The 25,419-nt window shown below is 70.5% G+C and carries 23 protein-coding genes; 14 read left to right on the top strand and 9 right to left on the bottom strand.

The genetic code is table 11. The annotated features are described in order from the left end of the window. Positions 1-20: 20 nt before the first annotated feature. Entirely contained in the window at positions 21-452 is a 432-nt protein-coding gene (locus AB0N89_RS22935; RefSeq protein WP_364207542.1) for a CBS domain-containing protein, read from the top strand. Between the two features lie 84 nt (positions 453-536). Here AB0N89_RS22935 and AB0N89_RS22930 read toward each other — a convergent pair whose 3' ends face one another. Then, a complete protein-coding gene (locus AB0N89_RS22930; RefSeq protein WP_364207540.1) occupies positions 537-2,102 on the bottom strand; it encodes a DUF4139 domain-containing protein in 1,566 nt (521 codons plus the stop codon). Between the two features lie 83 nt (positions 2,103-2,185). Between AB0N89_RS22930 and AB0N89_RS22925 the strand changes: the two genes are divergently transcribed. The 3 genes from AB0N89_RS22925 (at position 2,186) to AB0N89_RS22915 (ending at position 6,223) form a co-directional block, all read left to right on the top strand. Beyond that, a complete protein-coding gene (locus tag AB0N89_RS22925; RefSeq protein WP_364207538.1) occupies positions 2,186-3,997 on the top strand; it encodes a Xaa-Pro dipeptidyl-peptidase in 1,812 nt (603 codons plus the stop codon). A 153-nt stretch (positions 3,998-4,150) separates the two neighbouring features. Further along, the gene (locus AB0N89_RS22920; protein ID WP_364207536.1) at positions 4,151-5,005 is read left to right on the top strand and encodes a M23 family metallopeptidase; all 855 of its coding nucleotides are present in this window, start codon (positions 4,151-4,153) and stop codon (positions 5,003-5,005) included. A gap of 150 nt (positions 5,006-5,155) precedes the next feature. Further along, positions 5,156-6,223 (top strand): DUF4192 domain-containing protein, encoded by a 1,068-nt coding sequence (locus AB0N89_RS22915; protein ID WP_364207534.1) that lies wholly within the window; start codon positions 5,156-5,158, stop codon positions 6,221-6,223. Here the strand turns inward: AB0N89_RS22915 and galE are convergent. The 3 genes from galE to AB0N89_RS22900 form a co-directional block, all read right to left on the bottom strand. After that, entirely contained in the window at positions 6,189-7,184 is a 996-nt protein-coding gene (gene galE, locus AB0N89_RS22910; protein WP_364207533.1) for a UDP-glucose 4-epimerase GalE, read from the bottom strand. The two genes, AB0N89_RS22915 and galE, sit on opposite strands and share 35 nt — an antisense overlap. Positions 7,185-7,274: 90 nt before the next feature. After that, positions 7,275-8,456 carry a galactokinase gene (galK, locus tag AB0N89_RS22905; protein ID WP_364207531.1) on the bottom strand — a complete coding sequence of 394 codons (1,182 nt, stop codon included), beginning with the start codon at positions 8,454-8,456 and terminating at the stop codon, positions 7,275-7,277. Continuing rightward, a complete protein-coding gene (locus tag AB0N89_RS22900; protein ID WP_077241287.1) occupies positions 8,453-9,172 on the bottom strand; it encodes a metal-dependent transcriptional regulator in 720 nt (239 codons plus the stop codon). The genes galK and AB0N89_RS22900 overlap by 4 nt, the downstream gene beginning before the upstream one ends. A gap of 108 nt (positions 9,173-9,280) precedes the next feature. Between AB0N89_RS22900 and AB0N89_RS22895 the strand changes: the two genes are divergently transcribed. The 3 genes from AB0N89_RS22895 to AB0N89_RS22885 are packed head-to-tail and all read left to right on the top strand — an operon-like array spanning position 9,281 to position 14,061. Further along, the gene (locus AB0N89_RS22895) at positions 9,281-10,129 is read left to right on the top strand and encodes a sulfurtransferase (protein ID WP_364207529.1); all 849 of its coding nucleotides are present in this window, start codon (positions 9,281-9,283) and stop codon (positions 10,127-10,129) included. 55 nt (positions 10,130-10,184) lie between these two features. Beyond that, positions 10,185-11,357, top strand: a complete 1,173-nt coding sequence (locus AB0N89_RS22890) for an acetoin utilization protein AcuC (protein WP_364207527.1) — start codon at positions 10,185-10,187, stop codon at positions 11,355-11,357. Between the two features lies 1 nt (position 11,358). Next, the gene (locus tag AB0N89_RS22885; protein WP_364207525.1) at positions 11,359-14,061 is read left to right on the top strand and encodes a GNAT family N-acetyltransferase; all 2,703 of its coding nucleotides are present in this window, start codon (positions 11,359-11,361) and stop codon (positions 14,059-14,061) included. 204 nt (positions 14,062-14,265) lie between these two features. Here the strand turns inward: AB0N89_RS22885 and AB0N89_RS22880 are convergent, their stop codons facing one another. Further along, complete coding sequence (locus AB0N89_RS22880; protein WP_364207523.1) at positions 14,266-14,691, bottom strand: SgcJ/EcaC family oxidoreductase; 426 nt, start codon at positions 14,689-14,691, stop codon at positions 14,266-14,268. A 63-nt stretch (positions 14,692-14,754) separates the two neighbouring features. On the opposite strand from AB0N89_RS22880, the gene AB0N89_RS22875 reads away from it, so the two are divergent. Then, positions 14,755-15,360 (top strand): helix-turn-helix domain-containing protein, encoded by a 606-nt coding sequence (locus tag AB0N89_RS22875; RefSeq protein ID WP_364207521.1) that lies wholly within the window; start codon positions 14,755-14,757, stop codon positions 15,358-15,360. Here the strand turns inward: AB0N89_RS22875 and AB0N89_RS22870 are convergent. The 4 genes from AB0N89_RS22870 to AB0N89_RS22855 all read right to left on the bottom strand — a co-directional run bounded on the left by AB0N89_RS22870 (position 15,312) and on the right by AB0N89_RS22855 (position 20,249). Further along, a complete protein-coding gene (locus AB0N89_RS22870; RefSeq protein ID WP_364207519.1) occupies positions 15,312-16,409 on the bottom strand; it encodes an alpha/beta hydrolase in 1,098 nt (365 codons plus the stop codon). The genes AB0N89_RS22875 and AB0N89_RS22870 overlap by 49 nt on opposite strands. 66 nt (positions 16,410-16,475) lie before the next feature. Further along, positions 16,476-17,987 carry a long-chain-fatty-acid--CoA ligase gene (locus AB0N89_RS22865; RefSeq protein WP_364207517.1) on the bottom strand — a complete coding sequence of 504 codons (1,512 nt, stop codon included), beginning with the start codon at positions 17,985-17,987 and terminating at the stop codon, positions 16,476-16,478. Beyond that, the gene (locus tag AB0N89_RS22860) at positions 17,984-19,057 is read right to left on the bottom strand and encodes an acyl-CoA dehydrogenase family protein (protein WP_364207515.1); all 1,074 of its coding nucleotides are present in this window, start codon (positions 19,055-19,057) and stop codon (positions 17,984-17,986) included. The genes AB0N89_RS22865 and AB0N89_RS22860 overlap by 4 nt, the downstream gene beginning before the upstream one ends. 10 nt (positions 19,058-19,067) lie before the next feature. After that, entirely contained in the window at positions 19,068-20,249 is a 1,182-nt protein-coding gene (locus tag AB0N89_RS22855) for an acyl-CoA dehydrogenase family protein (protein WP_364207513.1), read from the bottom strand. A 103-nt stretch (positions 20,250-20,352) separates the two neighbouring features. Here AB0N89_RS22855 and AB0N89_RS22850 point away from each other — a divergent pair, with 103 nt between their 5' ends. The 6 genes from AB0N89_RS22850 (at position 20,353) to AB0N89_RS22825 (ending at position 25,330) form a co-directional block, all read left to right on the top strand. Next, the gene (locus AB0N89_RS22850) at positions 20,353-20,544 is read left to right on the top strand and encodes a ferredoxin (RefSeq protein WP_364207511.1); all 192 of its coding nucleotides are present in this window, start codon (positions 20,353-20,355) and stop codon (positions 20,542-20,544) included. A gap of 71 nt (positions 20,545-20,615) precedes the next feature. Next, entirely contained in the window at positions 20,616-21,500 is an 885-nt protein-coding gene (locus AB0N89_RS22845) for a 3-oxoacyl-ACP reductase (RefSeq protein WP_364207509.1), read from the top strand. Between the two features lie 10 nt (positions 21,501-21,510). Continuing rightward, complete coding sequence (locus AB0N89_RS22840; RefSeq protein ID WP_364207507.1) at positions 21,511-22,272, top strand: glucose 1-dehydrogenase; 762 nt, start codon at positions 21,511-21,513, stop codon at positions 22,270-22,272. Between the two features lie 91 nt (positions 22,273-22,363). Further along, the gene (locus AB0N89_RS22835; RefSeq protein WP_005164606.1) at positions 22,364-23,149 is read left to right on the top strand and encodes an ABC transporter permease; all 786 of its coding nucleotides are present in this window, start codon (positions 22,364-22,366) and stop codon (positions 23,147-23,149) included. Between the two features lies 1 nt (position 23,150). Beyond that, positions 23,151-23,999 (top strand): ABC transporter permease, encoded by an 849-nt coding sequence (locus AB0N89_RS22830; protein WP_364207505.1) that lies wholly within the window; start codon positions 23,151-23,153, stop codon positions 23,997-23,999. Beyond that, positions 23,996-25,330: an MCE family protein gene (locus AB0N89_RS22825; RefSeq protein WP_364207503.1), complete on the top strand. Its 1,335-nt coding sequence runs from the start codon at positions 23,996-23,998 to the stop codon at positions 25,328-25,330. The genes AB0N89_RS22830 and AB0N89_RS22825 overlap by 4 nt, the downstream gene beginning before the upstream one ends. Positions 25,331-25,419: the final 89 nt, after the last annotated feature.

The following is a 25,419-nucleotide window of genomic DNA, read 5'->3' as shown; positions in this document are numbered from 1 at the left end:
CCCATCCGGGAGGAGCGCGTATGCGGATTTCCGATCTGTTGCGGAACAAGGGGGCGGCCGTCGCGACCGTCTCGCCGGAGACGAACGTAACCGAACTGCTCGAGAGACTCGCGCAGCACAACGTCGGCGCACTGGTGGTCGTCGACGCCGAGGGCGGGATCGTCGGGATCGTCTCCGAACGGGACGTGGTGCGCCGGCTCAACGAGCGCGGACCCCAGCTGCTCGACGGATCGGTGGCCGCGATCATGACGAAGATGGTCGCCAGCTGCACCCCCGAGGACTCGGTCGATCAGCTGTCGGTCCTGATGACCGAACGCCGTATCCGGCACGTCCCGGTCCTGGTCGACGGGAGGCTCGCGGGGATCGTGAGCATCGGAGACGTCGTGAAGACACGGATGGAACAGCTGGAAAAGAGCCAGGAACAGCTGGAGGCGTACATCTCGCAGGGCTGATCCGGCCCGCGTGTGTCATGAAAGGGTCGTTCAGGACGTTTTTCGTCCTGAACGACCCTTTCATGACATCCGGGGCCGCGACGGCTACTCCCGCCACCCCGACAGCTCGACACCCTTCGCGACGTCCACGCGGTACCCGAGCGTCACGACGCCCTTCGCGCCCGGAGCGAGGGTCAGCCGCCAGGTGAACTCGCCCAGTTCGGTCCGCTCCACCGGGTCCGGCACGGTGCGGACGTCCCGGACCGTGATCGCGTCGTCCCGCGAGACCGGTGCCTGGTCCAGCACGGTCACGACGGCTTCGCGCGGGCTGTGGTTGGTGATCGTGGTGGTGTAGGCGGCTTCACGCTTGCGGACGCCGGACAGCGTCGCCTTGCTCGCCGTGCGGTGCGCGAGCTCGCGGTCGACGCGGATCCGGTCGTCCACGCCGAGGGCCAGTTCGAGTTCCTCACCCGGCGCCCAGACGTCGAGCCGCGTGGTGCCGACGAACTCCGTCTCGTGGAACACCGACGCCTTGCCCGGCCGCAGCGTGTGCTCCGACGTGTTGACCACGGTCGCCCGCAGGAACGCCTCCGGGGACACGGACGGAGCGGTGATGTAGCCCAGTTTCGCCGTCAGCTCCAGCTGCGCGAGCGTCGTGCGGTGGCCCTGCGCTCCCGACGGCACCGCCACCGGGCGTCCCGGCCGGTAGGTGACCGCGGTGGTGCCCTGTTCGACGGACGCCGTCCGCGCCGCCATCGCAGGCGCGGCGGGTGCCGCCATGCCGACCGACTCCGGGATCCCGCCGCCCGCGGGTGAGGCGCCGCCGTACGCGACACGGGCCGCCAGCGGCTTGTACTCGCGTACGCGGTCGAGGAACCACGGTTCGAGTTCCGGCACCTCCACGGTGTTCGCCGGCCGCGCGGTGGACAGGGCCAGTTCGCATTCGGGCCAGTCCTCGCCGGTGTGCTGGGTGATCCGCCCGTACCAGGTCACCGCGACGTCTTCCCCGCGCACGCGGACGTCGTATCCCGGCTCCCAGCTGGCGTTCGCGACCACATAGGACAGTTCGAGACCGATTTCCGCGCCGTTCTCCTGGCTCTCCAGCTCGACCGTGACCGTCGCGCTGTCCACTTCGGACGTGCTTTGCTTGGCTTCGATCTCCCGGTCCAGCGCCTTGAGGTCGTCCCGCAGCCGGGCGAGGCGGATGCCGAGTTCACGGCGCTTCCCCAGCGCCTCGGCCAAGTGGGTGCCGAGCGCGTCGGTGACTTCCGCGACCCGGGGCGGTTCCGCCGTGCCCGCCGCGAGCGCCTTCGCGAAACTCTTGCCGCTGCGCGTGGCCAGCACGGTCAGCAGGTCGACCTTCGCCGTCTCCGCGGAGACGGCGTCCGCGACCTCGTCGATCACCGCCTGATCGGTCTTCCGCTGCTCGGTCAGCGCGCGCAGCGAGGCGTCCGCGGGCGCGGGATGGCGCTCGACGGCGACGTCGACCCCGGCGATGATCGCGGGGCCGGAACCGGTGACGCGGACCGAATCGGTGTCCAGGTTCCACGGCAGGCCCGCGAAGGCGAAGCGCGTTTCCCCGTCGAGGCGTGCCGACGCCCGCCTCGTGATCCGGGCATGGTGGGGATAGACGGTGACGGCGACGATCGGTGCTTCCACGGTGCTCGGCATGCCTCCGACGTTAGTCTCTTGACACCCGTTCGGGGGGCCGGAAACCTCAGCTGGGTCTTGCCCGCCCGCCTTTTGGGGGTCACGTGAGAGTCGCCAGACTCGCCGCCTTGTTCACCGCCGTCCTGGTTCTCCCGGCGACGGCTCTGCCCGCTCAAGCGGACCCGCCGCCGTCGCCGGTTTTCAAGGACGGCCAGGCGCAGCCGGTGTTCGATCCGGCGGACGTCATCCGGGAGAACGTCTGGGTCACCGCGCCGGTCGACAGCGACCACGACGGCAAGGACGACCTCGTGCACGCGGAAGTGGTGCGTCCCCGCGCCACCCAGCAGGGCATGAAGGTCCCGGTCGTCTACCAGGCCAGTCCGTACTACGCGGGCGGCAACGACGTCGCGAACCACAACGTCGACGTCGAGCTGTACGTTCCCGGCGCCAAGCGCGCCCCCGCGGGCCCGAAGATCGCGACCAAGACCGTCGGCCCGAACCCGGCGCCGATCAACTGGAGCTACCAGAACTACTTCCTCGCCCGCGGCTTCGCCGTGGTGTACGGGGAGTCGCTCGGCAGCGGCCAGTCCACCGGCTGCCCGAGCACCGGCGACGTCAACGAGACCATCGGCGCCAAGTCCATTGTGGACTGGCTGAATGGCCGCACCTCGGCGCGGGACGCGGCGGGCAAGGCCGCGGTCGCGGACTGGAGCACCGGCAAGACCGGCATGATGGGCGTCTCCTACAACGGGACGCTGCCCAACGCGGTGGCCAGCACCGGCGTCAAGGGGTTGGAGACGATCGTCCCGATCGCGGCGATCTCCAGCTGGTACGACTACTACCGCAACGACGGCGCCGTCGTAGCGGCCGGCGGTTACCAGGGCGAGGACGCGGACGTGCTCGCGGACTACGTCTACACGCGCCAGGATCGCGCGGTCTGCCGCCCGCTGATCGACAAGATCGCCGTCGACCAGGACCGGGTGACCGGTGACTACAGCCGCTTCTGGGACGTGCGGAACTACCGCAACGACGTGAACAAGGTGCGCGCGTCGGTGCTCGTGGTGCATGGCCTCGGCGACTGGAACGTCAAGACCGACCAGGGCACCCGCTGGTACGAGATGCTCAAGGCGCGCGGCGTCGAGCACAAGATCTGGCTGCACCAGGCCGGGCACGCCGACCCGATGAGCCTCCGTCGCGACGTCTGGCTCGCGACCCTGAACAAGTGGATGTCGCATTACCTCTACGGCGTCGACAACGGCATCGAGCGCGAGCCGAAGGCCACCATCCAGCGCGAGGACAAGTCGTGGGTGGACGAGCCGGAGTGGCCGCTGCCCGGCGCCCAGGACGTGAAGCTCTACCCGTGGCCCGGTGGCTCCTCGAAGGGCAAGCTCGACACCCGCAACCCCGTTCCCGGCAAGGCCACCGTGGAGAAGCTGGCCGACGACGCGAGCAAGACCGTCGAACAGCTCGCCAACGCGGCCTCGTCGGGCAACCGGCTGCTGTGCTCGACCACGGCGGCGAGCCAGCCCGTCCGTCTCTCCGGCACGGTGAAGGCCGACCTTTCGCTGTCGTTCGACAAGCCCGCCGCGAACGTGACGGCGGTGCTCATCGACCGGGCCCCGAACGGGTCCGCGAAGGTGATCACCCGCGGCTGGACCGATCCGCAGAACCGGCGCGACCCCGCCAAGACCGAGCCGATCACCCCTGGTGAGAACTACAAGATCGAGGTCGAACTGGTCGCGAAGGACTACCTGCTCGCGGCCGGGCACAAGATCGAGTTCCTGGTGGCCTCCAGCGACCACGACTACACGCTCCGGCCGAAGCCGGGCGCGGGTGTCTCGGTCGAGCTGAACCGGACTTCGCTGGTGCTCCCGGTGGCGGGAGGCAAGCCCGCGCTGCGGGCCGCCTTCGGCTGAGCCCGACCCATCCTCCGGATGCCACGTCCCGCCCGGGGCGTGGCATCCGGCGTTTCCGGGGAAAACGCCGACCGGACCTCGCGCTTGTATGGAAAATGTATTTCCTCCGGCTTTGCTTCGCCGAGTCCGGCTTCCCCACCCGATGGAGGTCTCATGTCCAGGTTGCGCCGCTTCGCAGTGCTCGCCGCGGCGGCCGTCGTCCCCGCGCTCGGCCTGACCCTCGCCGGTACGACGCAGGCGTCGGCCGCCCCGAACTTCCAGGTCCCGTTCAAATGCGGTGTCACGGTCACGGCCGCCACCTTCAGCGGGCACAGCCCGGCGAACTCGGTCGACTTCCAGAAGTCGGGGATCACCGGGATGCCGGTGCTGGCCGCGGCGGGCGGCAAAGTCAGCCGGGTCGCCAACGAAGGCAGCACGAGCTACGGGCGCTGGGTCGAGGTCGACCACGGTGGCGGCTGGACCACCCGGTACGCGCACCTTTCGACCCAGTCGGTCTCGGTCGGCCAGGCCGTCAGCCTCGGCAAGCAGCTCGGCACGGCAGGCGCCACCGGCGGCGTGACCGGCCCGCACCTGCACTTCGAAGAGCGGCTCAACGGCGTCGCCCAGAAGGCGAAGCTGAACGGCGTCGCGGTGCCTTACTACGCCCACACCAACTTCACCAGCAAGAACTCGTGCGGCGGCAACCCGTACGAGGCGACCGAGGTGTGCGGCAGCGGGTTCTCGGTGGTCGACTCGCAGGCGCTCGCCGGCGGTTCCGGCACCGCGTACCTGCTCTACAACGCTTCGACCAAGTCCAACTGCGTGACCACGTTGAAGGCGGTTTCGCTGGGCACCGCGTCGCCGGTGTCCGCCTTCCTCGAAGTCCAGGGCTCGGCTCGCACGACCGACTCCGGCAGCTTCACCTACTACGCCGGGCCGGTGAAGAAGACGGCCGCGTCGACCTGCGTCAAGTGGGGCGGTTCGGTCGGTTCGAACGCCTACGAGAGCCCGTTCGAACACTGCGACTGATCCCGCGGGGGCCGGGCAAGGTAGACCACCCCACCGACGAACCGGCGTCCCCGCGCCGGTCCCGGTGACGGTTGTCCACAACGGTCCCGGCTGTCCACAGATGTGTCATGCCCCCACCCGGCGGCGCCATTCCCGCCGCAGTGTGGGGGCATGACCACAGTCACCCCGACCGGCAGGACCAAGGTCGATCTGAAGGATCCGGCGGACCTGCTCGCCGCGATCCCGTACATCCTCGGGTTCCATCCCGAGAACTCCGTCGTCGTCTTCGGGCAGAAGGGGCCAAACCGCAAGAGGCAAGGCCTCACGATGCGCGTGGACCTCCCACCGCCCGGCCTGGAGCGAGACCAGGCGCGAGACCTCGCCATCCGGCTCGCCGTCACCGATCACACCGGTGCCACGGTGGCCGTCGTCGGCGGCGGTTCCCCGAATCCGTCCGGGCGGCCACCGCGCCGCCGTTTCCTCCGTCGCCTGGAATCCTCGCTCGCCGAATACGGCATCCCCCTGCTGCACTCGCTGTGGGCGCCGTCCATCACCGAGGGCGCGCGGTGGCGGTGCTACCGCGACACGGACTGCGGCGGCGTCCTGCCCGACCCTCGCGAGTCGGTGGCCGCGGCGGTCACCACCAGCCAAGGCCACGTCACCCACGAGAGCAGGGCGGACCTGGAGCGCCTTTTCGCGGCCGGCCCACCGGAAACGCTCGCGCGCCGGGCCGACATCCTGACCAGGCTGGCCGACCCGCCCTGGGGAAAGGACGCCCTCGTCGAGGCGGGACTCGCCGAGGTGAACGCCGCACTGGCCCGTGCCGAGCGGGGCGACGAGGCGATCACCGACGAGCAGGCCGTCCGGCTGGCGTGGGCGCTTTCCCTCGTCGAGGTCCGGGACGCGTGCCTGCTCACGGCGGCCCCGGTGGGCTCACCCCTGGCACGAGCCGCGGAGGATCTCTGGCTCCGGCTCGCTCGCGAGCTGCCCGAACCGGAATCCGCCGAGGCACTGTGCCTGAAGGGGCACGCCGCCTACGCCCGCGGTGACCTGACCGCCGCCACCATGGCGCTGGCCAGGGCCCGCGAAGTCGATCCGGAACACCGAATGGCCGGACTGCTGACAGCCGCCCTGGACGGGATGCTGCCGCCGTCCGACGTGGCCGGGATGGTGCTGCGGCGGCGGGAGGACGAGCCGCCCGCGCTCAGCCTCGGACCGCCGCCTGGCGGGACCGGGTGAACGCCCACGCGTCGGCCACGATGCCGTCGAGGTCGGTGCGCTGGGGCTTCCAGCCGAGTTCTGCGCCCGCCCGCTCGCTGGAGGCCACCAGCACCGACGGGTCGCCCGCCCGGCGCGGCGCGACCGCGGCGGGGATCTCGTGACCGGTGGTGCGGCGGCACGCCTCGATCACCTCGAGCACGGAGAAACCCGTGCCGCTGCCGAGGTTGTAGATGCGGTGCTCGCCGTCGACCGCGTGCCGCAGGGCGAGCAGGTGAGCGTCGGCGAGGTCGACCACGTGGATGTAGTCGCGGATGGCGGTGCGGTCCGCGGTCGGGTAGTCGTCACCGAAGATCTGGATCCGCTCGCGGTCCCCGGTGGCGACCTGGAGCACGAGGGGGATCAGGTGGGTTTCGGTGGTGTGCCGCTCGCCGAAGGAGCCGTAGGCGCCGGCGACGTTGAAGTAGCGCAGGCTGACGGCGGCGATGCCGTGGGCGCGCGAGAACGACGTGATCGCGTGGTCGATGGCCAGCTTCGTCGCGCCGTAGGTGTTGGTCGGCTGCGTCGGCGCCGTCTCCGGGATGGGGGAGGACTCGGGCTCGCCGTAGGTGGCCGCGGTGGAGGAGAACACCAGCCGCTTCGTGCCGTGGTCGCGCATCGCTTCCAGCAGGCGGAGCGAGGTCAGGACGTTGCCCTCCCAGTACTTCGCCGGATCCGTCATCGACTCGCCGACCAGCGACTTGGCGGCGAAGTGGAGGACGCCGTCGAAACCGTCGCCGAGCAGGCGCCGGGCGACCTCGGCGGCGTCGCCCTCGACGAAGGTGGCGTCCGGGTGCACCGCGTCGGCGTGCCCGGTGGAGAGGTCGTCGACCACGGTGACGTCGTGCCCGGCCTCGATGAGACGGGCCGCGCAGACGCTGCCCACATAACCGGCTCCGCCCGTCACCATCAGTTTCAGGGCCTTGGTCGGTTCGTCGGTCACGTTCGCGCCTTTCTGCTGCGGATGCGGTCGCGGCCCAGTGTCCTCGCCCCCGGACACACGGAATGTCCGGGGGTCTCGCGACCGCGTGCCCTACGGCTCGTCGCGGCCCGCGCCGCGCGACGGCACCGCGGTGAACAGCCTGGGGTGGCGCAGATCCGCCGCCTCGTACGCGGCCTTCACCGCTCGTCCCACGGAATCCACATCGGACTCGCGGACCAGCGCGATCGCCGAACCGCCGAAGCCTCCGCCGGTCATCCGCGCGCCGAGCGCCCCGGCCTCGCGGGCCGAGTCGACGGCGAGGTCGAGTTCGCGGGTGGAGATCCGGTAGTCGTCGCGCATGCTGACGTGCGAGGCGTCCAGCCGCGGGCCGATCTCGGTGATCCGGCCGGCGCGCAGCAGGTCCACGGTGTCGAGGACCCGCTGGTTCTCCGTCACCACGTGGCGCACCAGCGGCACCAGCTCGTCCGGCAGCTTCGCGAGCGCGGTGTCGAGCCCGTCGACGCCGATGTCCCGCAGCGCCTTCACTTCGAGCAGTTCCGCGGCGCGCTCACAGCCCCGCCGTCGTTCGCCGTAGCCGCCCTCGGCGTGCGAGTGCTTCGTGCGGGTGTCCATGATCAGGATCCGGACGCCGGATTCCTCCAGCGGGAACGGCACCTGTTCCATCTCGCCCGAGCGGACGTCGAGGAACAGCACGTTCGATTCCGTGCAGCACAGGGACGCGGTCTGGTCGAGCAGACCGGTCGGCGCCCCGACGAAGTCGTTCTCGGAACGCTGCACCCAGCGGGCCACCTCGTGCAGGCCCGGCGCTCCCGCGCCGGTCCCCGGAGTGATGCCCGCCAGCCCGAGGAGGGCGAGCGCGACAGCGCATTCGAGCGCGTGGGAGGAGGACAGTCCCGCCCCCGAGGGCACGTCCCCCGCGATCGCCACGTCCGCGCCGGCGCCGAGGCCCTGGTCGCGCAGCACCCAGGCGACGCCCGCCGGGTACGCGGCCCACCCCTCGACCGAGCCGGGTTTCAGGTCGGCGATGGTGAGCGGGCCCGATTCCTGGACCCGGCCGTCCGAGCCGAGCGTGGCCACGGTGAGCACGCCGTCCTCGCGTGGGCTCGCCGCGGCGGCGAGCCGGTGCGGGAGGGCGAACGGCAGCACGAAACCGTCGTTGTAGTCGGTGTGCTCGCCGATCAGGTTCACCCGGCCCGGTGCCGACCAGACCCCGGCCGGAGCGCGGCCGTGGAGGGTCCGGAAGGTCGCCGCGGCGTCGGACGCGGCGCTCACCTGGCTTGCGCCAGCACGGCGTGCAGGGCCGAAGTGGCCACCTGGGCGGTGTTGCTGCCCCCGGTGACCTCGATGGTCCCGCCGGGCGCCGCCTTGCCGACCTTGACCCGGCTGCCGGGCACGATGCCGACCGACTTGAGCTCGGTCATCAGCGTCTCGTCCAGCTGTACGTGTTCGGCGATGCGGCGGATCTCGACCTCGCCGCCACCCATCCGGGCGAATTCGTCGAGCCGCACGAGGTCGGCCTCGGCCGGCGGGGCGGGATCGCCGTCGCCGAGCTTGTCCAGTCCCGGGATCGGGTTGCCGTAGGGCGAGGTGGTGGGGTGGTCGAGCAGCTTGACCAGCTTGCGCTCGACGGCCTCGCTCATCACGTGTTCCCAGCGGCAGGCCTCGTTATGGACGTGCTCCCACTCCAGGCCGATGACATCGACCAGGAGGCGCTCGGCCAGGCGGTGTTTGCGCATGACCGCGATGGCGAGTTCGCGACCGTGCTCGGTCAGCTGCAGGTGCCTGTCGTCCGCGACGACGACCAGCCCGTCCCGTTCCATCCTGGCGACGGTCTGGCTCACGGTCGGGCCGCTCTGCTGCAGCCGCTCCGCGATCCGGGCCCGCAGCGGGACGACACCTTCTTCTTCGAGCTCGTAGATCGTACGCAAGTACATCTCTGTGGTGTCGATGAGATCGTTCACGCTGTCCCCTTCGTCCGCGTTGCTCATCGTAGTCGCTGGCACCGACAGCGACGCAGGCGTGGGGACAACAAGCGCGGTCGCGGGAAAAGTCCCCCAAGCTGGGCACGGAGCCGCCGGGCGCGGGAAGATGGCCGCATGCGCCCCATGATCACCACCAGCGAACTCGCCGCGCAGCTCTCCGGCCCGGAATCGGCACGCTCCGTAGTCCTCGATGTCCGCTGGCGGCTCGCCGGGCCGCCCGGCGCCGATTCCTACCGTGAGGCGCATCTCCCGGGCGCGGTGTACCTCGACCTCGACACGGCGCTCGCCGGGGAGCCGGGGGACGGCGGCCGTCACCCGCTGCCCGAACCGGAGATCCTGCAGCGGCACCTGAGGGCGGCCGGGGTCCGTGCCGGGCACCCGGTCGTGGTCTACGACGACTCCGACGGGTCTGTCGCGGCCCGCGCGTGGTGGCTGCTGCGCTGGGCCGGGCACGCCGAGGTCGCCGTGCTGGACGGCGGCTTCGCGGCCTGGGCGGAGGAAGAGCGCCCGCTCACCACGGAGGTCCCCGCGCCCGCGGAGGGGGACATCGTCGTCGAGCCCGGCGGCATGCCGGTGCTGGACGCGGCCGGGGCGGCGACGCTCGCCAGGGACGGGTTGCTCTTCGATGCGCGGGCGAAGCCGAGGTACGCGGGGGAGACCGAGCCGATCGACCCGCGCGCCGGGCACATCCCCGGTGCGGTCAACGCGCCCTTCTCCGGGCATCTCGCGGAGGACGGCCGCTGGCGCGACGCCTCGGAACTGGCCGAGCGGTTCGAAGGTTTCGGCGTGACACCGGAGACGCCGGTCGGTGTCTACTGTGGATCGGGCGTGACCGCCTCATCCGTCGTGCTCGCGCTCGAGGTCTCCGGTCACCCGGCGCCCGTCGCGCTGTACGCGGGGTCGTGGTCGCACTGGTCCCGCGATCCGGAGCGCCCGGTGGCCACGGGGGACCTGCCCGGCTGACCCGCGGGCGTCCGGGACGGCGCACGAGCCGCTTCCGGGCACTAGAGTTCGCACCATGCGAGCACCGGCCGTCGTATGGGACTCCTCGCTGCTGGGTTACGACCTCGGCGGCGAGCATCCGTTCAATCCGGTGCGGCTCGAACTGACCATCCGGCTCGCCACCGAACTCGGCGTGCTCGACGGTGTCGAACTGCTCGTCCCCGATCAAGCGGGCGAAGACGAGCTGCGCCGCGTCCACCTGGACGAGTACATCGAGGCCGTGCGGCAGGCGCCGATGACCGGCGCCGATTTCGCGCACGGGCTCGGCACCGAGGACAACCCGGTGTTCACCGGCATGCACGAGGCTTCCGCGCTGGTCGTCGGCTCGACGCTGCTGGCCGCGCGGAAGATCGCCGGCGGCGAGGCGACCCGCGCGGTGAACATCGCCGGCGGGCTGCACCACGCGATGCCCGGCAAGGCGTCGGGCTTCTGCGTCTACAACGACTGTTCGGTGGCGATCTCGTGGTTGCTGGACCACGGTTTCGACCGCATCGCCTACGTCGACACCGACGTTCATCACGGCGACGGCGTGCAGACGGCGTTCTACGACGACCCTCGGGTGCTGACCGTTTCCCTGCATCAGCACCCCTTCACGTTGTGGCCGGGCACGGGCTACTCGGCGGAGATCGGCAAGGGCGGGGCCGAGGGCACCGCGGTCAACATCCCGCTTCCGCCCGGCACCCGGGACGGGGGCTGGCTGCGGGCGTTCGAGGCGGTGGTGCCGTCGCTGCTGGAGCAGTTCCGGCCACAGATCCTCGTCACCCAGTGCGGCGTCGACTCGCACGAGGAAGACCCGCTGGCGGATCTCTCGCTCTCGGTGGACGGCCATCGCGCCATCTACCGGCGGCTGCGGGAACTGTCCGAAGCGCACGCCGGTGGCCGCTGGATCGCCGTGGGCGGCGGTGGCTACCAGCTGATCCGGGTGGTGCCGCGGTCCTGGACGCATCTGCTCGCCACCGTGCTCGACCGGGACGTCGACCCGGCGACGGCCCTGCCGCCGAACTGGGTCGCGTCGATCTCCAGGGCCGCGCCGAAGGCCGAGATCCCGCCCGGCATGTCCGACGGCCGCGACACCGCCTTCGTCCCGTGGGGAGACGGGGCCGACGAGCCGGTCGACATCGCCATCCGCGACACCCGCCGCGCGATCTTCCCGCTGCACGGCCTCGATCCGGACGATCCGAGGGACTGACATGGCCACTGGAAACACCGCGGACACCAGGCGCGACCCCTACGACTTCCCGCGCGAGTGGGAGGCCGACGTCCTGCTCTCCGACGGCGGCACCGTGCACCTGCGTCCGGTGATCCCCAGTGACGCCGACGGCCTCGTCGCCTTCCACGGCAGGCTGTCCGAACGCACCCGGTACTTCCGGTACTTCGGCGCCTATCCGCGGATCCCGCAGCGGGACCTCGAACGGTTCTCCACCGTCGACCACCACGACAGGGTCGCCTTCGTCGCGCTGCTGGGCGACGACATCGTCGCGGTCGGCCGTTACGAACGGCTCGAACACGGGCCGTCGGCCGAGGTCGCGTTCGTCGTCGACGACGCCCACCAGGGCCGCGGGCTCGGGTCGATCCTGCTGGAGCACCTGGCCGCCGCCGCTTCGGAATCCGGGCTGCGCCGCTTCGTCGCCGAAGTGCTCGCCGAGAACGCGGCGATGGTCCGCGTGTTCCGCGACGCGGGTTACCAGGTCAGCCGTGAGATCGAAGAGGGCGTGCTGCACCTGGAGTTCGACATCGACCCGACCGAGGAGTCCCTCGCGGTCGCCCGGTCCCGGGAACAGGCCGCCGAGGCGCGCAGCGTGCACAACCTGCTGCATCCGAAGTCGGTCGCGGTGATCGGCGCGTCCACCGATCCGACGAAGATCGGCTACGTCGCCCTCACGAATCTGCTCAGCGCCGACTTCGCCGGCACCGTCTACCCGGTCAACCCGGAGCACAAGTCCGTGCGCGGCGTCCGCGCGTATCCGTCCGTCGTGGACATTCCCGACGTCGTCGACCTCGCGGTGGTCGCCGTGCCCGCCGAAGCCGTCGAGTCCGTTTTGGACGGTGCGCTGGCCAAGGGGGTCAAGACCCTCCTGATCGTCTCGGGCGGGTTCGCCGAAGCGGGCCCGCACGGGTTGCACGCCGAACTGAGGCTGGTCGGGGAGGCCAGGGCGCACGGCATGCGGGTGGTCGGCCCGAACGCGCTGGGCGTGCTCAACACCGACGCCTCGGTCCGGCTCAACGCCACCCTCGCGCCACGCCTGCCCGCGCGCGGCCGCACCGGCTTCTTCTGCCAGTCCGGCGCGCTGGGCACCGCGATCCTCGCCGACGCCGAAGCACGCGGTCTCGGGCTGTCGACGTTCGTCTCGGCGGGCAACCGGGCCGACGTCTCCGGCAACGACCTGCTCCAGTACTGGGAGACCGATCCGGCGACCGACCTCGTCCTGCTGTACCTCGAATCGTTCGGCAACCCGCGCAAGTTCGCCCGGCTCGCCAGGCGGCTGGCGCGGACGAAGCCGGTGGTGGCGGTGAAATCCGGCAGGCACGCCGTCCGCCCGCAGCTCGCCGCGACGTCGGCGGAGGTCGACGAGTCCAGCGTCCAGGCCCTGTTCGAACAGGCGGGCGTCGTCCGCGTCGACACGCTCGCGCAACTCTTCGACACCGCGCTGGTCTTCGCCCATCAGCCGCTGCCCGCCGGGCCGCGGATCGCCATCGTCGGCAACTCCAGCGCCATCGGGCTGCTCGCCGCCGACACCGCGCGAGCGCACGGTCTCCGCCTGACCGCGGACCCGGTGGATGTCGGACCGCAGGCGAGCCCGGAGGAATTCGCCGCCGCCGTGCGCGAAGCCCTCAACTCCCCGGAGACCGACGCGCTCGTCGTGGTCTTCGTGCCCCCGCTCGCGATCCCGGGCACCGCCTACGCCCGCGCGCTGCGGGAAGCCGTCGTCGAGATGGACAAGAACAAGCCGATCGTGTCGACCTTCCTGGCCGTCGAGGGTGTGCCGGACGAATTGGCGGTGCTGTCCGAGGACGGCGTGCCGACGCGCGGTTCGGTCCCGTCGTACCCCAGCCCCGAACGCGCGGTGAACGCGCTCGCGCGGGTCGTGCGCTACGCCGCCTGGCGGCAGCGGCCGCAGGGCAATCTGGTGCGGCCCGCCGGTCTGCACGCCGAACAGGCGCAGGTCATCGTCGGCGAACTGCTGTCCGGCGAGGACGGCAAGACGACCCTGCTGACGGACGACGACGTGGTCCGGCTCCTGGGCTGCTACGGCATCGACGTCGTCCCGTTCCAGGTCGTGACCTCCGCGGAAGAGGCGGTGAAGGCCGCCGAGGATCTCGGGTTCCCGGTCACTCTCAAGGCCGTCGACGAGCGGTTGCGCGGCAGGCCGGACCTCGCCGGGGTGCGGCTCGATCTGTCCTCTTCGGACGGAGTGCGCCGGGCGTACCTCGATCTGCGGGAGATCTCGGGCGACGACGAGGTCTACGTCCAGCGGATGGCGCCGAAGGGCCTGTCGTGCGTGATCGGGCTGCAGGACGACCCGTCGTTCGGCTCGCTCGTGTCGTTCGGGCTCTCCGGCCTGGTCAGCACGCTGCTGGGGGACCGGGCGTACCGAGCCGTCCCGCTCACCGACGTCGACGCCGCCACCCTGCTGCGCGAACCGCGGACGTCACCGCTGCTCACCGGATACCGCGGCGACGAACCGGCGGATCTGGCCGCGCTCCAGGACATCGTGCTGCGCGTCGCGGCGCTCGCCGAGGACAACCCCGAGGTCCGCTCGATGACGCTCGACCCGATCCTTGCCTCGCCGGACGGCGCGTTCGTCGCCAACGCCCGGATCGTGCTGGGCCCGCCACCGTCCCGGCCCGACACGGGACCGCGACGGCTGAGGCCGATCAACGCTCCTGCTTGAGTCCGGGCAGCACCACGGACGGCACGCTCACGGTCGGCGGCGAGCACTCGCGAGATCCGGCGCAGGCCGGTGTGATCGAGCCGCAATCCCAGCACCGCGGGCGCCGCCGCGATCAGGCCGAGGGTGAGCACGCTGATCACGAGCGGCCAGAGTCAGTGCTTTCGCAGGCGAGTCACGCGATCAGTCCGCCGGGAACGGCGCCGGTCAGGAATCCCAATCCTGGGGCGAGCGGGCGGCGAAGTCCGCGTCGTGGCCGGTGAACGCCGCGATGTCACCCCGGATGGTGTTGTGGAAGGCGGCGACCCGCCCGTCGTGGACGAGCATCGTCTGCACCGCGCGTTGCTCCCCGGCGAGGGGACCCGCCGGGATGGACAGCACTGTCTCGGTGTGCACGAGGTCGAACCCGCCGCCGAGCGGGCGGCTCGACACCTGGCGGAGTTCCAGCCTGCTGCCGCGGTAGATGGTGTCGAAGATCTTCTGGCTCTCCCGCGCGATGGTCGCCCGGCCGCGCTGGATCCGGCCGACGACGTCCACGAAGTCCACATCCTCGGCGAAGTTCGCGGCCCACGCCTCGCCGTCGCCCGCGTTCCAGGCGCGTTCCAGCGCGGTGATGATCTCCTCGGTGCTCATCGCCCTCCTCCTGTACCATCGATCCATTGTTTAGAACAATGTTCCAACTTTCAAGGAGCATACATGTCAGCGGACCTGCCCGGCATCGTCCGGTTGCGCGACCGCCGTGAGGCGCTGACGCTGCGCACGATCCTCACCGCGGCCCGCGGGCTGTTCGCCGAGCGCGGCTACGCGCGGACCCCGATCCGCCTCATCGCCCAGGAAGCCGGCGTGTCGCCGCAGACCATCTACGCCCACTTCGGCTCGAAGGCCGGTGTCCTGGGCGGGCTCGTCGACCTCCTCGACGACGAGGCCGGGATCCCCGGCCTCGTCGCCGAGGCGTCGCGCACGGAGGATCAGGTCGCGTTGCTCGGCCTGCTGGCCACCCTCGCGCGCCAGGTCCGGGAACGCTGTGGCGACATCGTCACGATGCTGGGTTCCGGCGCCGCCGTCGATCCGGACATCGCCGCGACCCAGGCGGAAGGCGCCCGCCGCAACCGGCTCGGCGTCGAGATGGTCATCGACCGGGTCCGGGACGGCGATCGCCCTGTCGTGCCCCGGGCCACGGACATCGCCGTCGCGCTGATGAGCGCCGGCGTCCACACCGGCCTCGTCGCCGAGGCCGGGTGGAGCCATGACGACTACGAGGCGTGGCTCAAGGACACGCTGGTCGCTTCGCTGCTTCGGTGACGCAGGTTCTTGTCGAAGAAAGCTGAGAGCCGGGCCCGCTGCATCGCGACGCTCCGCGCCGGATCGACGGTGCCGATGAACGCGGCAGGGGCGTTGCCGAGCTGCGGCAACAAGGTCTGGTAGTCGGTGAAGCTGAAGTGCTCGCCGTCGGGCAGCCGCACCTCGCGGGTCCAGCCGCGCTGGTTGCGCTGGAATTCCTGCCAGGACGGGTCCGACGCCGCGCTGTGGTCACCCGCGCTCATCAGCAGGAACGGCCGGTCGAGGCCTTCGTCGGCGACGCGGCCGAAGATCCGCTGCGACTGCGAGTGGGCCATGCTGCCGTCGAGATTCGCCCCGGCGACGACGCGCCGGTCGGTCACCATCGTCTCGCCCGCGGTGAACCCGCCGGCGGAGTGCCCGAACATCCCTGCCCGGGACAGGCCGAGCTTGTCGAGGACGAATCGCGTGTCCCGGACGCGCGTGTCGATCATGCGCTTCGACACCTCGATACTCGATGGTGGCAAGGCCTTCTTCGCGACGCGGCCATCCGGGAACTCGACCGCTTCCGCTTCGTGGGTGTGGTCGATGGCCACGACGACGTAGCCCTCGCTCGCGAGCTGTTCCTGATGGATGGTGCCGTGGGAACGGGACAAGGTGCCGCCCGGCGAATACAGCACGACCGGCCGGTCGCCGCCGAGCGCGGGCGCGCCGATCCGGGAGTGGGTGGGGAAGCGGTAGTCGAGCTGCGCCGGCTTCATCCCCAGCTTGGGAGCGTCGCTTTCGGCCACCGCTTTCGCGACACCCGGTGCCATGTATGGAGCCTTCGGCTTCGCGCTCGGCAGAGCCGGGTAGCGCACGGTGACCATGAGTTCCCGCGTGCCGCCGGGAACCCACGGGTCCTGGCGGGAGTGATCGATCAGGTGGAGATCGGTGCTGCCGACCGGGTACGGGCCCGTCGGCGCGGGCAGGCCGAGGCGGACGGGCGCCGCCGACGCGGTCGGCGCGAGGAGAACGGCGGGCAAGGCCAGAGTCGTCGCCAGTACGCCGATCCTGTGCGGAATTCGTGTCATGGCACCGAACGTAGGGAGCGATCGAGTGCCGGGGCATCGGGAAGATCACCCGTGCCGACCCTGGGATCACCCGCGGGGGTAGCGCAGCTCCCAGGCTTCTCCGGCGCCGTCCGCGGCCAGCTCGCGCTTGAGCACCTTGTGCGTCGCCGTCCTCGGCAGCGCGTCGATCACCCGCACGAACCGGGGCCGCTGCTTCGGACCGAGATCGCTTTGCGCGGCGACGAAAGCGGCGAACTCGCCCGCGTCGATCGGCGACCGGCAGACGAGCGCGGCCATCACCTGATCGCCCACGCGTGGATCCGGCACCCCGTACACGGCGGCTTCGCGGACGGCGGGATGCCGCAGGAGCGCGCGTTCGATCGGGGCGGTGCCGAGGTTCTCGCCGTCGACACGGAGCCAGTCGCCGAGCCGTCCCGCGAAGTAGCAGTAGCCGTCCGCGTCGAGGTACGCCAGGTCGCCGGTGTGGTACATCCCGTCGCGCATCCGCTCGGCCTCGGCGGCCGGATCGCCGTAGTACCCGGCGAAGAAGCCCGGCCCGCCGGTGTTGACCAGTTCGCCGACCGCTTCGGCGGCGTTGAGCAGCTTCCCGCCCGCGTCGAACTCCGCCGGGGGACAGGGTTTTCCGGTCACCGGATCGAGGACGGCGACGCCGTCGAGCAGCCTGCCGAGCGAGCCGGCCGGGGTGGTGGCATCGCGGCCGAAGTTCACGCCGCCCTCGGTCGAGCCGAACGCGTCGACCACGTGGCAGCCGAATCGCCTGCCGAACACGGTGAGATCGGCTTCCGCGCCTTCGTTGCCGTAGACCAGTTTCAGTGGGTTGCCGGCGTCGTCGTCCCGCTCGGGAGTGGTGAGCACGTAGGACAGGGGCTTGCCGACGTAGTTGGCGTAGGTCGCCCCGAACTTCCGGACGTCCGGCAGGAAACCGGAGGCGGAGAACCGGCGTCGCAGCGCGATCCCCGCGCCGGAGGCGAGCCCGACAGACCAGCCCGCCATGACGGCGTTCGAGTGGAACATCGGCATCGACACGTACACGGTGTCCTGTGTGGACAGATCGAAGCGGGCGGCCAGCATCGCGCCGGGGTAGGCGACCTTGTCGTGCGTGCACCGGACGGCCTTCGGGTCGCCGCTGGTGCCGGAGGTGAAGATCAGCATGAGCAGGTCTTCGGGCTTCGCGGCCACGGGAACGACCGTCTCGCGCGACGGTTCGAGTCCGCTCAGTGGCCGCACCGGGACGCCTGCCTCAGAGAGCAGGGGAAGGTACTTCTCCTCGGCGAACACGAGCTCGCAGTCGGCCAGCGCGACGTCGCGGGCCAGCGCCGCGCCCCGGCGCGTCGGGTTGAGGCCGACCAGGACGTGCCCCGAGAGCGCGGCACCGCCGAGCAGGAACGAGAATTCGGGGACGTTGTCGGCCAGCAGCCCGAAATGCCCGCCGCGACGCAGGATCCCGGTCAGCGCGGCCGCGTATCCGGTGCAGGCCCGGACGTGTTCGGCCCACGACCAGCACCGGTCCTCGAACAGCAGTCCGGTCGAGTGGTCCTCCGCCCTCGCGAGCAGGAGCTCCGTGACCGTGGCGGTCATGCTGGGTCCGCGGCCAGGAGATCACCGAGCCCTCGCAGCTGCGCGGTGGCGCCGCCCAAGGTGAATTCGAGCCGTTTCGCCGCGACGAAGTAGCGGTGCAGCGTGTGGTCGACATCGATGCCGACCCCGCCGTGGATGTGCACGGCGGTGTGCGCGACGCGGTGACCCGCCTCCGCCGCCCAGAACTTCGCCGTCGCGACCTCTTCGGCCGCCGGCAGGCCTTCGCTCAGCCGCCAGACGGCCTGCCACAGCGTCAGCCGGACGGCTTCGACGTCGACGTAGCCGTCGGCGAGCCGCTGCCGCACCGCCTGGAAACTCCCGATGAGGTGGTCGAACTGCTTGCGTTCCCGCGCGTACGCCGCGGTCAGTTCCAGCGCCCGTTCGACGACGCCGAGCTGCTGCGCGCAGGCGCCGATCGTGCCGCGCAGCCGCAGCCACTCACCGATGTCGCCCAGCGAGACGGCCGCCTTCGCGCCGGTCAGTTCGACGAGCGCCGCGTCGGCGTGGTCGACGGTCCGCTGCGCCGAGACGGCCACCGCGTCCCGGTCGAGCAGGAACACCTGCCGTCCGCCGTCGATGGCGGCTTCCACGAGGAAACCGTGCGCGAACGCGCCCGAAGCGACCGCGGTCTGCGCGCCGGTCAGCCGCCAGCCGTCACCGTCGGCCTCGGCGGTGAACCCGCACGGCACGCCGTAGTCCGGCAGCGCCACCGCGAGGACGTGGTCGCCGCGCAGCACCGGCACGACCCAGCGCTCGGCCAGCCGTCCGTCCCCGAACTCGGCCACCGCGGCCGCGCCCAGGACGACCGACGTCAGGTACGGCACGGGAGCGACCGCACGGCCGATCTCGGCCAGGACCGAACACTGCTCCAGCAGCCCGAACCCACCGCCGCCGACCGACTGCGGCAAGGCGGCGTCGAGCACGCCCGCCTGTGCGAGCGCCGTCCACAGTGGAGCGTCGAAGCCGCCGGAACCGTGCGGCCCCAGCACGTCGGGTGTGACCTTGTCCGTCAGGATCCGGCGGGTGAGCGACGCGAGATCCTGCTGCGCTTCGGTGAGCGTGAAGTCCATGAGGTGTCTCCTAGCGCGTGACGGGCAGGCCGAGGGCGGTCGCGGCGATCATGTCCCGCTGGATCTCGTTGGTGCCGCCGCCGAAGGTGAGGATCAGGGACGAACGGTGCAGCCGTTCGATCCGGCCGCGCAGCAGGGCGCCGGGGGAGCCCTCGCGGACCACGGCGCCCGCGCCGAGGATCTCCATCATCAGCCGGTACGCCTCGGTCGCGAACTCCGTGCCGAACACCTTGGTCGCCGAAGCCTCGGCCGGGCCGAGGTCGCTGCTCGCGGCCGCCCAGGCGATCCGCCAGTTCCGCAGCTTCAGGTACTCGGCGTGCGTGTGGACGCGCGCCAGGTGCAGCCGGACCCACGGCTGGTCGATGACGCGGGAGCCGTCGGGCAGTTTGGTCGTCTGCGCCCAGGTCCGCACGTCGCGCAACGACGTCTGGATCGGCGCGGCCGAGGTCAGCGCGACCCGTTCGTGGTTGAGCTGGTTCGTGATGAGCGGCCAGCCCTCGTTCTCCCCGGCGACCCGGGAGGTCACCGGCACGCGCACGTCGTCGTAGTAGGTCGCGCTCGTGCCCGGCCCGGCGACCGTGCGCACCTTCGTCCAGGAGAACCCCGGCGCCGACGTCGGCACGATCAGCATGCTCAGGCCCTTGTGCTTGCGGGCCTCGGGGTCGGTGCGGGCGGCCAGCCAGATGTAGTCGGCGTACTCGATCAGGCTCGTCCACATCTTCTGGCCGTTGATGACGTAGTCGTCGCCGTCGCGGACCGCGCGGGTGCGCAGGGACGCCAGGTCGGTCCCCGCGCCCGGCTCGGAGTAGCCGATCGCGAAATGCAGCTCGCCGGCGGCGATCTTCGGCAGGTAGAACGCCTTCTGTTCTTCGGTGCCGTAGCGCATGATCGTCGGCCCGACGGTGTTCACCGTGAGGAACGGGACGGGCACCCCCGCCGCGGCCGCCTCGTCGGTGAAGATGAGCTGATCGAGCATCGGCCGGTCCTGTCCGCCGTACTCGCGGGGCCAGCCGAGCGCGAGCCAGCCCGAGCTGCCGAGGTCCCGGACGATTTCCTTGTACACCAGGCCGTCGCCGTACTCGCCGCCGTCGCTCGCCAGGGCATCCCGGCGCTCGGGGGTCATCAGCCCGGCGAAGTACTCCCGGAGTTCCCCGGCCAGTGCCCGCTGCTCCGGCGTGTAGTCGATCCGCATCCGTCACCTCTGCCGTCGGTGCTCGTTACTGGTGCCATGGCCGCTCGCGGCGGTAGGGTAGAACCTGTTCTAGTTGTACCAGGTGTGGCGGCGAGGAGGGAATATGGAGATCGACGTCGATCGCTCGCTCTGCGAGGCGAACGCGGTCTGTGTCGGCTTCGCGCCCGAGGTCTTCGATCTCGACGAGGACGAGGAGCTGGTCCTCGAATCGGCCGAAGTTTCACAGAATCAAGTAGAACGTGTTACTCAAGCTGTTGCGAGCTGTCCGAAAAATGCCCTGCTCATACGTGGTTAGCACCGTTTATTTAGACCTTGCATACAGCAAGAACAGATTCTAGTGTGTGCGGAGACGTGAGGAGGCCCGGAGTGAGTTTGGACGGCAAGACCGCCATCGTGACCGGGGCCGGCGCGGGACTCGGCCGGGCCGAGGCGCTGGCGCTGGCCGCGGCGGGTGCGTCGGTGGTGGTCAACGACGTGTCGGCCGCCGCGCAGGTGGTGGCCGACGAGATCGAGGCCGGAGGCGGCAAGGCCGTCGCGGTCACCGGCGACGTGTCGGAGTCCTCGACCGCGGACGCGCTGCTCACCGCCGCCGTCGACCACTTCGGCGGACTCCACGTCCTGGTCAACAACGCGGGTGTGCTGCGCGACCGGATGCTGTTCTCGATGTCCGACGAGGAATGGGACACGGTGCTCCGGGTCCACCTCCGCGGGCACTTCCTGCTTTCCCGCAACGCCGGGGCGTACTGGCGCGACAAGTCCAAAGTGGACGGAGCGCCGGTGTACGGCCGCGTGGTCAACACCGCGTCGGAGTCGTTCCTGCTCGGCGCTCCCGGCCAGCCGAACTACGGCGCGGCCAAGGCGGGCATCGCCGCGCTCACCGTCTCCACCGCGCGCGGCCTTTCCCGCTATGGCGTCCGCGCCAACGCGATCTGCCCGCGCGCCCGCACCGCGATGACCGAAGCCGTCTTCGGCGCCGACGCGCCGGAAGGGATCGACCCGCTTTCGGTCGACCACGTCGCGCCGTTCGTGTCGTTCCTGTGCTCGCCCGGGTCCGACCGGGTCAACGGTCAGGTCTTCCTCGTCTACGGCGGGATGGTCGCGCTCATGCGGCCGCCGTCGGTCGAGCAGCGGTTCGACACCGTCAACGGGACCTGGACCGCCGACGAGCTCGCCACGAACGTGGGCGGCTACTTCGCCGACCGCGACCCGGAACGCATGTTCTCCGCATCCGAAATCATGTCGCTGCCGTGAGGAGATGACGATGGGCAGGCTCGACGGCAAGGTGGCCCTGATCACCGGCGGCGCCCGCGGGCAAGGCGAGGCGGCCGCGCGGCTGTTCGTCGCCGAGGGCGCGCGCGTGGTGATCGCCGACATCAACGACCTCGACGGCAAGAAACTTGCCGCCGAACTCGGCGAATCCGCCGTCTACCAGCATCTCGACGTCGGCGACGAGGCGGAATGGGACGCCGCGATCCAGCGGACGCGGTCCGAGTTCGGGCCGCCGACGGTGCTGGTCAACAACGCGGGCATCCTGCATTTCTCGGAACTCGGGAAGACCACGCTCGCCGACTACGAACGCGTCATGCGGGTCAACCAGATCGGGGCGTTTCTCGGCATGCGTTCGGTCGTTGAACCGATGACCGGGGCCGGAGGCGGCTCCATCGTCAACGTGTCCTCTGTGGAAGGGCTCGCCGGGATGCCGTATCTCGTCGCCTACACCGCGAGCAAGTTCGCGATCCGCGGGATGACCAAGGTCGCCGCGCTCGAACTCGGCGCGAAGAACATCCGGGTCAATTCGGTCCATCCCGGCGCGATCGACACGCCGATGGTCGCCGCGGCGGCGGGCGGGCAGAAGATCGACATGTCCTGGGTCGGCAAGAAGGTCGCCCTCGGCCGGGTCGGGCAGCCGGAGGACATCGCGAAACTCGTGTTGTTCCTGGCCAGTGACGACAGTGCGTACAGCACCGGCTCGGAATTCGTCGCCGACGGCGGCGCGACCGCGACGCACGCCCTCAAGATTTAAGGCGGAGGTGCCGAGAGCAAGGTGAACACCGCCGGCGCAACGGGGCGACGGCAGGTGGGGTAAGACTCGGGGCAGGCGACTGGGAGGTTCTGTGGGAGCGACGGTGTCCTTCCCCGGTACGGGTGCGCTCACACAGGTCGGCAGGCTCGCGACCCTGTCGTGGGAAGTCCTGCGCGCGATCTTCAAACGACCGTTCCAGTTCCGCGAGTGGATCCAGCAGTGCTGGTTCTTCGCGAGCGTCACCATCCTGCCGACGGCGCTGGTGGCGATCCCGTTCGGCGCGGTGATCGCGTTGCAACTCGGCTCGCTGACCCAGCAGATCGGCGCGCAGTCGTTCACCGGCGCGGCGAGCGCGCTCGCGATCGTGCAGCAGGCGAGCCCGCTGATCACCGCGTTGCTGGTGGCGGGAGCGGGCGGCAGCGCGGTCTGCGCCGACATCGGCGCCCGCAAGATCCGCGAAGAGATCGACGCGATGGAGGTCCTCGGGGTCAACCCGATCCAGCGCCTGATCGTGCCGCGCGTGCTGGCGGCGATCGTGGTTTCGGTGCTGCTGAACGGTTTGGTCAGCGTCGTCGGCGTGCTCGGCGGCTACTTCTTCAACGTCGTCATGCAGGGCGGCACCCCGGGCGCGTACCTCGCCAGCTTCAACGCGCTCGCGCAGGTGCCGGACCTGTGGATCAGCGAGATCAAGGCGCTCCTCTACGGCTTCGTCGCCGGGGTGGTCGCGGCCTTCCGCGGGCTGAACCCGGCGGGCGGGCCGAAGGGCGTCGGCGACGCGGTGAACCAGGCCGTGGTCATCACGTTCCTGCTGCTGTTCCTGATCAACGTCGTGCTGACGGCGATCTACTTGCGGATCGTCCCGCCGAAGGCGATGTGACATGGCAGGCGAACCCGCGGTTTCGGACCGGACGCTCGAGATCATCGCGCGTCCCGGAGCGATGCTGGAAGGCTTCGGCGGCCAGCTGTCGTTCTACTTCCGGGCGCTGGCCTGGACCCCGCGCACGATCCGGCGCTACGGCCGCGAGATCTTCCGCCTGCTGACCGAAGTCAGCTTCGGCACCGGCGCGCTCGCGGTGATCGGCGGGACGCTCGGCGTGATGATCGGGATGACGCTGTTCACCGGGCTCATCGTCGGCATGCAGGGCTACTCGGCGCTGAACCAGCTCGGCACGGCCGCGCTGACCGGGTTCATCTCGGCCTACTTCAACACCCGCGAGGTCGCGCCGCTTTCGGCCGGGCTCGCGCTCTCGGCCACCGTCGGCTGCGGGTTCACCGCGCAGCTCGGCGCGATGAAGATCTCCGAGGAGATCGACGCGCTCGAAGTGATGGGCGTGCCGAGCCTGCCCTACCTCGTGACGACCCGGGTGATCGCCGGCGTCAGCGCGGTCATCCCGCTCTACGCCGTCGGCCTGCTCTCGTCGTACCTCGCCTCGCGGCAGATCACCATCTGGCTCTACGGCCAGTCCGCGGGCACCTACGACCACTACTTCACGCTGTTCCTGCCGCCCGAGGACGTGCTCTGGTCGTTCCTCAAGGTGATCATCTTCAGCGTGCTCGTCATCCTTTCCCATTGCTATTACGGCTACACCGCCAGCGGTGGGCCCGCCGGGGTGGGGATCGCCGTCGGCCGCGCGGTGCGGACGTCGATCGTGCTGATCTCGGTACTCGACTTCTTCCTGAGCCTCGCGATCTGGGGCGCCACGACGACGGTGAGGATTTCCGGGTGAACAGGGGGATTCTGCTGCAGCGGCTCCGGCACCAGGTGCTGGGCCTGATCTTCCTCGTGGTGGTCGTGCTGTTCTTCGTCACCACCATCGCCTTCTACCAGAAGGCCTTCACCACGGTGACCCTGGTGAAACTGGAGACCGACCGCATCGGCAACCAGATGCGCGAGGGCGCGGACGTCAAGGTGCGCGGGATGGTCGTCGGCGAGGTGCGGTCGATCCGGGCCCACGGCGACCACGCGACGATGGACCTGGCGCTGCAACCGGACAAGACCAGGGTCATCCCGTCGAACGTCTCCGCACGGCTGCTGCCGAAGACACTGTTCGGCGAGCGGTACGTGGCCCTGCAGATCCCGGAGAAGCCCGAGCGGCACATCGGCGAGGGCGACGTCATCCCGCAGGACCGCAGCAGCAGCGCGATCGAGCTGGAAACCGTGCTCGGCAACGTGATGCCGTTGCTGCAGGCCGTCCAGCCGGAGAAGATGGCCAGCACGCTGAACGCCGTCGCGTCCGCTTTGGACGGTCAGGGCAAGCAGCTCGGCGCGACGATGGCGGGACTTTCGCGGTATCTCGGGAAAGTGAACCCGTCGCTGCCCGACCTCAAGGCCGACATCTCCGGGCTGGCCGACGCCGCGAAGATCTATGACAAGGCCGCGCCCGATCTGCTGGCCGCGCTGTCGGATCTGACCACCACGAGCAAGACGCTGGTGGAGAGCCAGCGCGGCCTCGCCGACGTCTACTCGACCGTGACGGCCGCTTCGATCGACCTGACGAGCTTCCTGAAAGTGAACCAGGACAACCTGATCCGCCTCACCACCAGCCTCCAGCCCACGCTGGACGTCCTCGCGAAATACGCGCCGGAGTACCCGTGCCTGCTCAAGCAGCTGGCCGGATCGGTGCCGCGCGCGGAACTCGCGTTCGGCAAGGGCACCGCGCATCCCGAGGTCAGCCGGGTGACCATCGAGTTCACACCGAGCCGGGGCAAGTACCTGCCCGGCGTCGACGAGCCGAAGTACAACGACAAACGCGGGCCGCGCTGTTACCCGGAGGTGCCGCCGCCGGGCCGCTGGCCGCAGTATCCGCCGGACGGCGCGATCGACGACGGGTCCTCGAAGCCCGCGCCGCCGCGTGACCCGGACGGCACCCTGCCCTCGAACGGGGCCCTGCCCGCGGGCGGGAGCACCGGTGGTTCGGTGGTGAACACGCCGGACGAGCAGCGGCTGATCGACCTGCTCGTGTCGCCGGCGATGGGCACGACGCCGGACCAGGTGCCGAACTGGGGCAGCCTGCTGGTGGGGCCGCTGTACCGCGGGGCGGAGGTGGAGCTCCGATGATTGTCACGTCAGCCGCCCGAGCCGGGCTGAAGGGGCCCTTCACGGCATGCGACGCGGCGAAGGGAGCTTTCACCGCGTCTGATGAGGGG

Origin of the sequence: Amycolatopsis sp. NPDC089917 (assembly GCF_040684635.1) — a bacterium.
Lineage (GTDB): Bacteria > Actinomycetota > Actinomycetes > Mycobacteriales > Pseudonocardiaceae > Amycolatopsis.
This window is presented reverse-complemented; position numbering and strand designations above follow the sequence as displayed.

Excerpts from the sequence above, each read along its gene's own strand:
- AB0N89_RS22870 (WP_364207519.1), bottom strand. The coding sequence starts at position 16,409 with ATGACACGAATTCCGCACAGGATCGGCGTACTGGCGACGACTCTGGCC.
- AB0N89_RS22865 (WP_364207517.1), bottom strand. The coding sequence starts at position 17,987 with ATGACCGCCACGGTCACGGAGCTCCTGCTCGCGAGGGCGGAGGACCAC.
- AB0N89_RS22920 (WP_364207536.1), top strand. The coding sequence starts at position 4,151 with ATGTCCAGGTTGCGCCGCTTCGCAGTGCTCGCCGCGGCGGCCGTCGTC.
- AB0N89_RS22895 (WP_364207529.1), top strand. The coding sequence starts at position 9,281 with ATGCGCCCCATGATCACCACCAGCGAACTCGCCGCGCAGCTCTCCGGC.
- AB0N89_RS22860 (WP_364207515.1), bottom strand. The coding sequence starts at position 19,057 with ATGGACTTCACGCTCACCGAAGCGCAGCAGGATCTCGCGTCGCTCACC.
- AB0N89_RS22890 (WP_364207527.1), top strand. The coding sequence starts at position 10,185 with ATGCGAGCACCGGCCGTCGTATGGGACTCCTCGCTGCTGGGTTACGAC.
- AB0N89_RS22855 (WP_364207513.1), bottom strand. The coding sequence starts at position 20,249 with ATGCGGATCGACTACACGCCGGAGCAGCGGGCACTGGCCGGGGAACTC.
- AB0N89_RS22900 (WP_077241287.1), bottom strand. The coding sequence starts at position 9,172 with ATGAGCAACGCGGACGAAGGGGACAGCGTGAACGATCTCATCGACACC.
- AB0N89_RS22935 (WP_364207542.1), top strand. The coding sequence starts at position 21 with ATGCGGATTTCCGATCTGTTGCGGAACAAGGGGGCGGCCGTCGCGACC.
- AB0N89_RS22840 (WP_364207507.1), top strand. The coding sequence starts at position 21,511 with ATGGGCAGGCTCGACGGCAAGGTGGCCCTGATCACCGGCGGCGCCCGC.
- AB0N89_RS22930 (WP_364207540.1), bottom strand. The coding sequence starts at position 2,102 with ATGCCGAGCACCGTGGAAGCACCGATCGTCGCCGTCACCGTCTATCCC.
- AB0N89_RS22830 (WP_364207505.1), top strand. The coding sequence starts at position 23,151 with ATGGCAGGCGAACCCGCGGTTTCGGACCGGACGCTCGAGATCATCGCG.
- AB0N89_RS22915 (WP_364207534.1), top strand. The coding sequence starts at position 5,156 with ATGACCACAGTCACCCCGACCGGCAGGACCAAGGTCGATCTGAAGGAT.
- AB0N89_RS22850 (WP_364207511.1), top strand. The coding sequence starts at position 20,353 with ATGGAGATCGACGTCGATCGCTCGCTCTGCGAGGCGAACGCGGTCTGT.
- AB0N89_RS22880 (WP_364207523.1), bottom strand. The coding sequence starts at position 14,691 with ATGAGCACCGAGGAGATCATCACCGCGCTGGAACGCGCCTGGAACGCG.
- AB0N89_RS22885 (WP_364207525.1), top strand. The coding sequence starts at position 11,359 with ATGGCCACTGGAAACACCGCGGACACCAGGCGCGACCCCTACGACTTC.
- AB0N89_RS22875 (WP_364207521.1), top strand. The coding sequence starts at position 14,755 with ATGTCAGCGGACCTGCCCGGCATCGTCCGGTTGCGCGACCGCCGTGAG.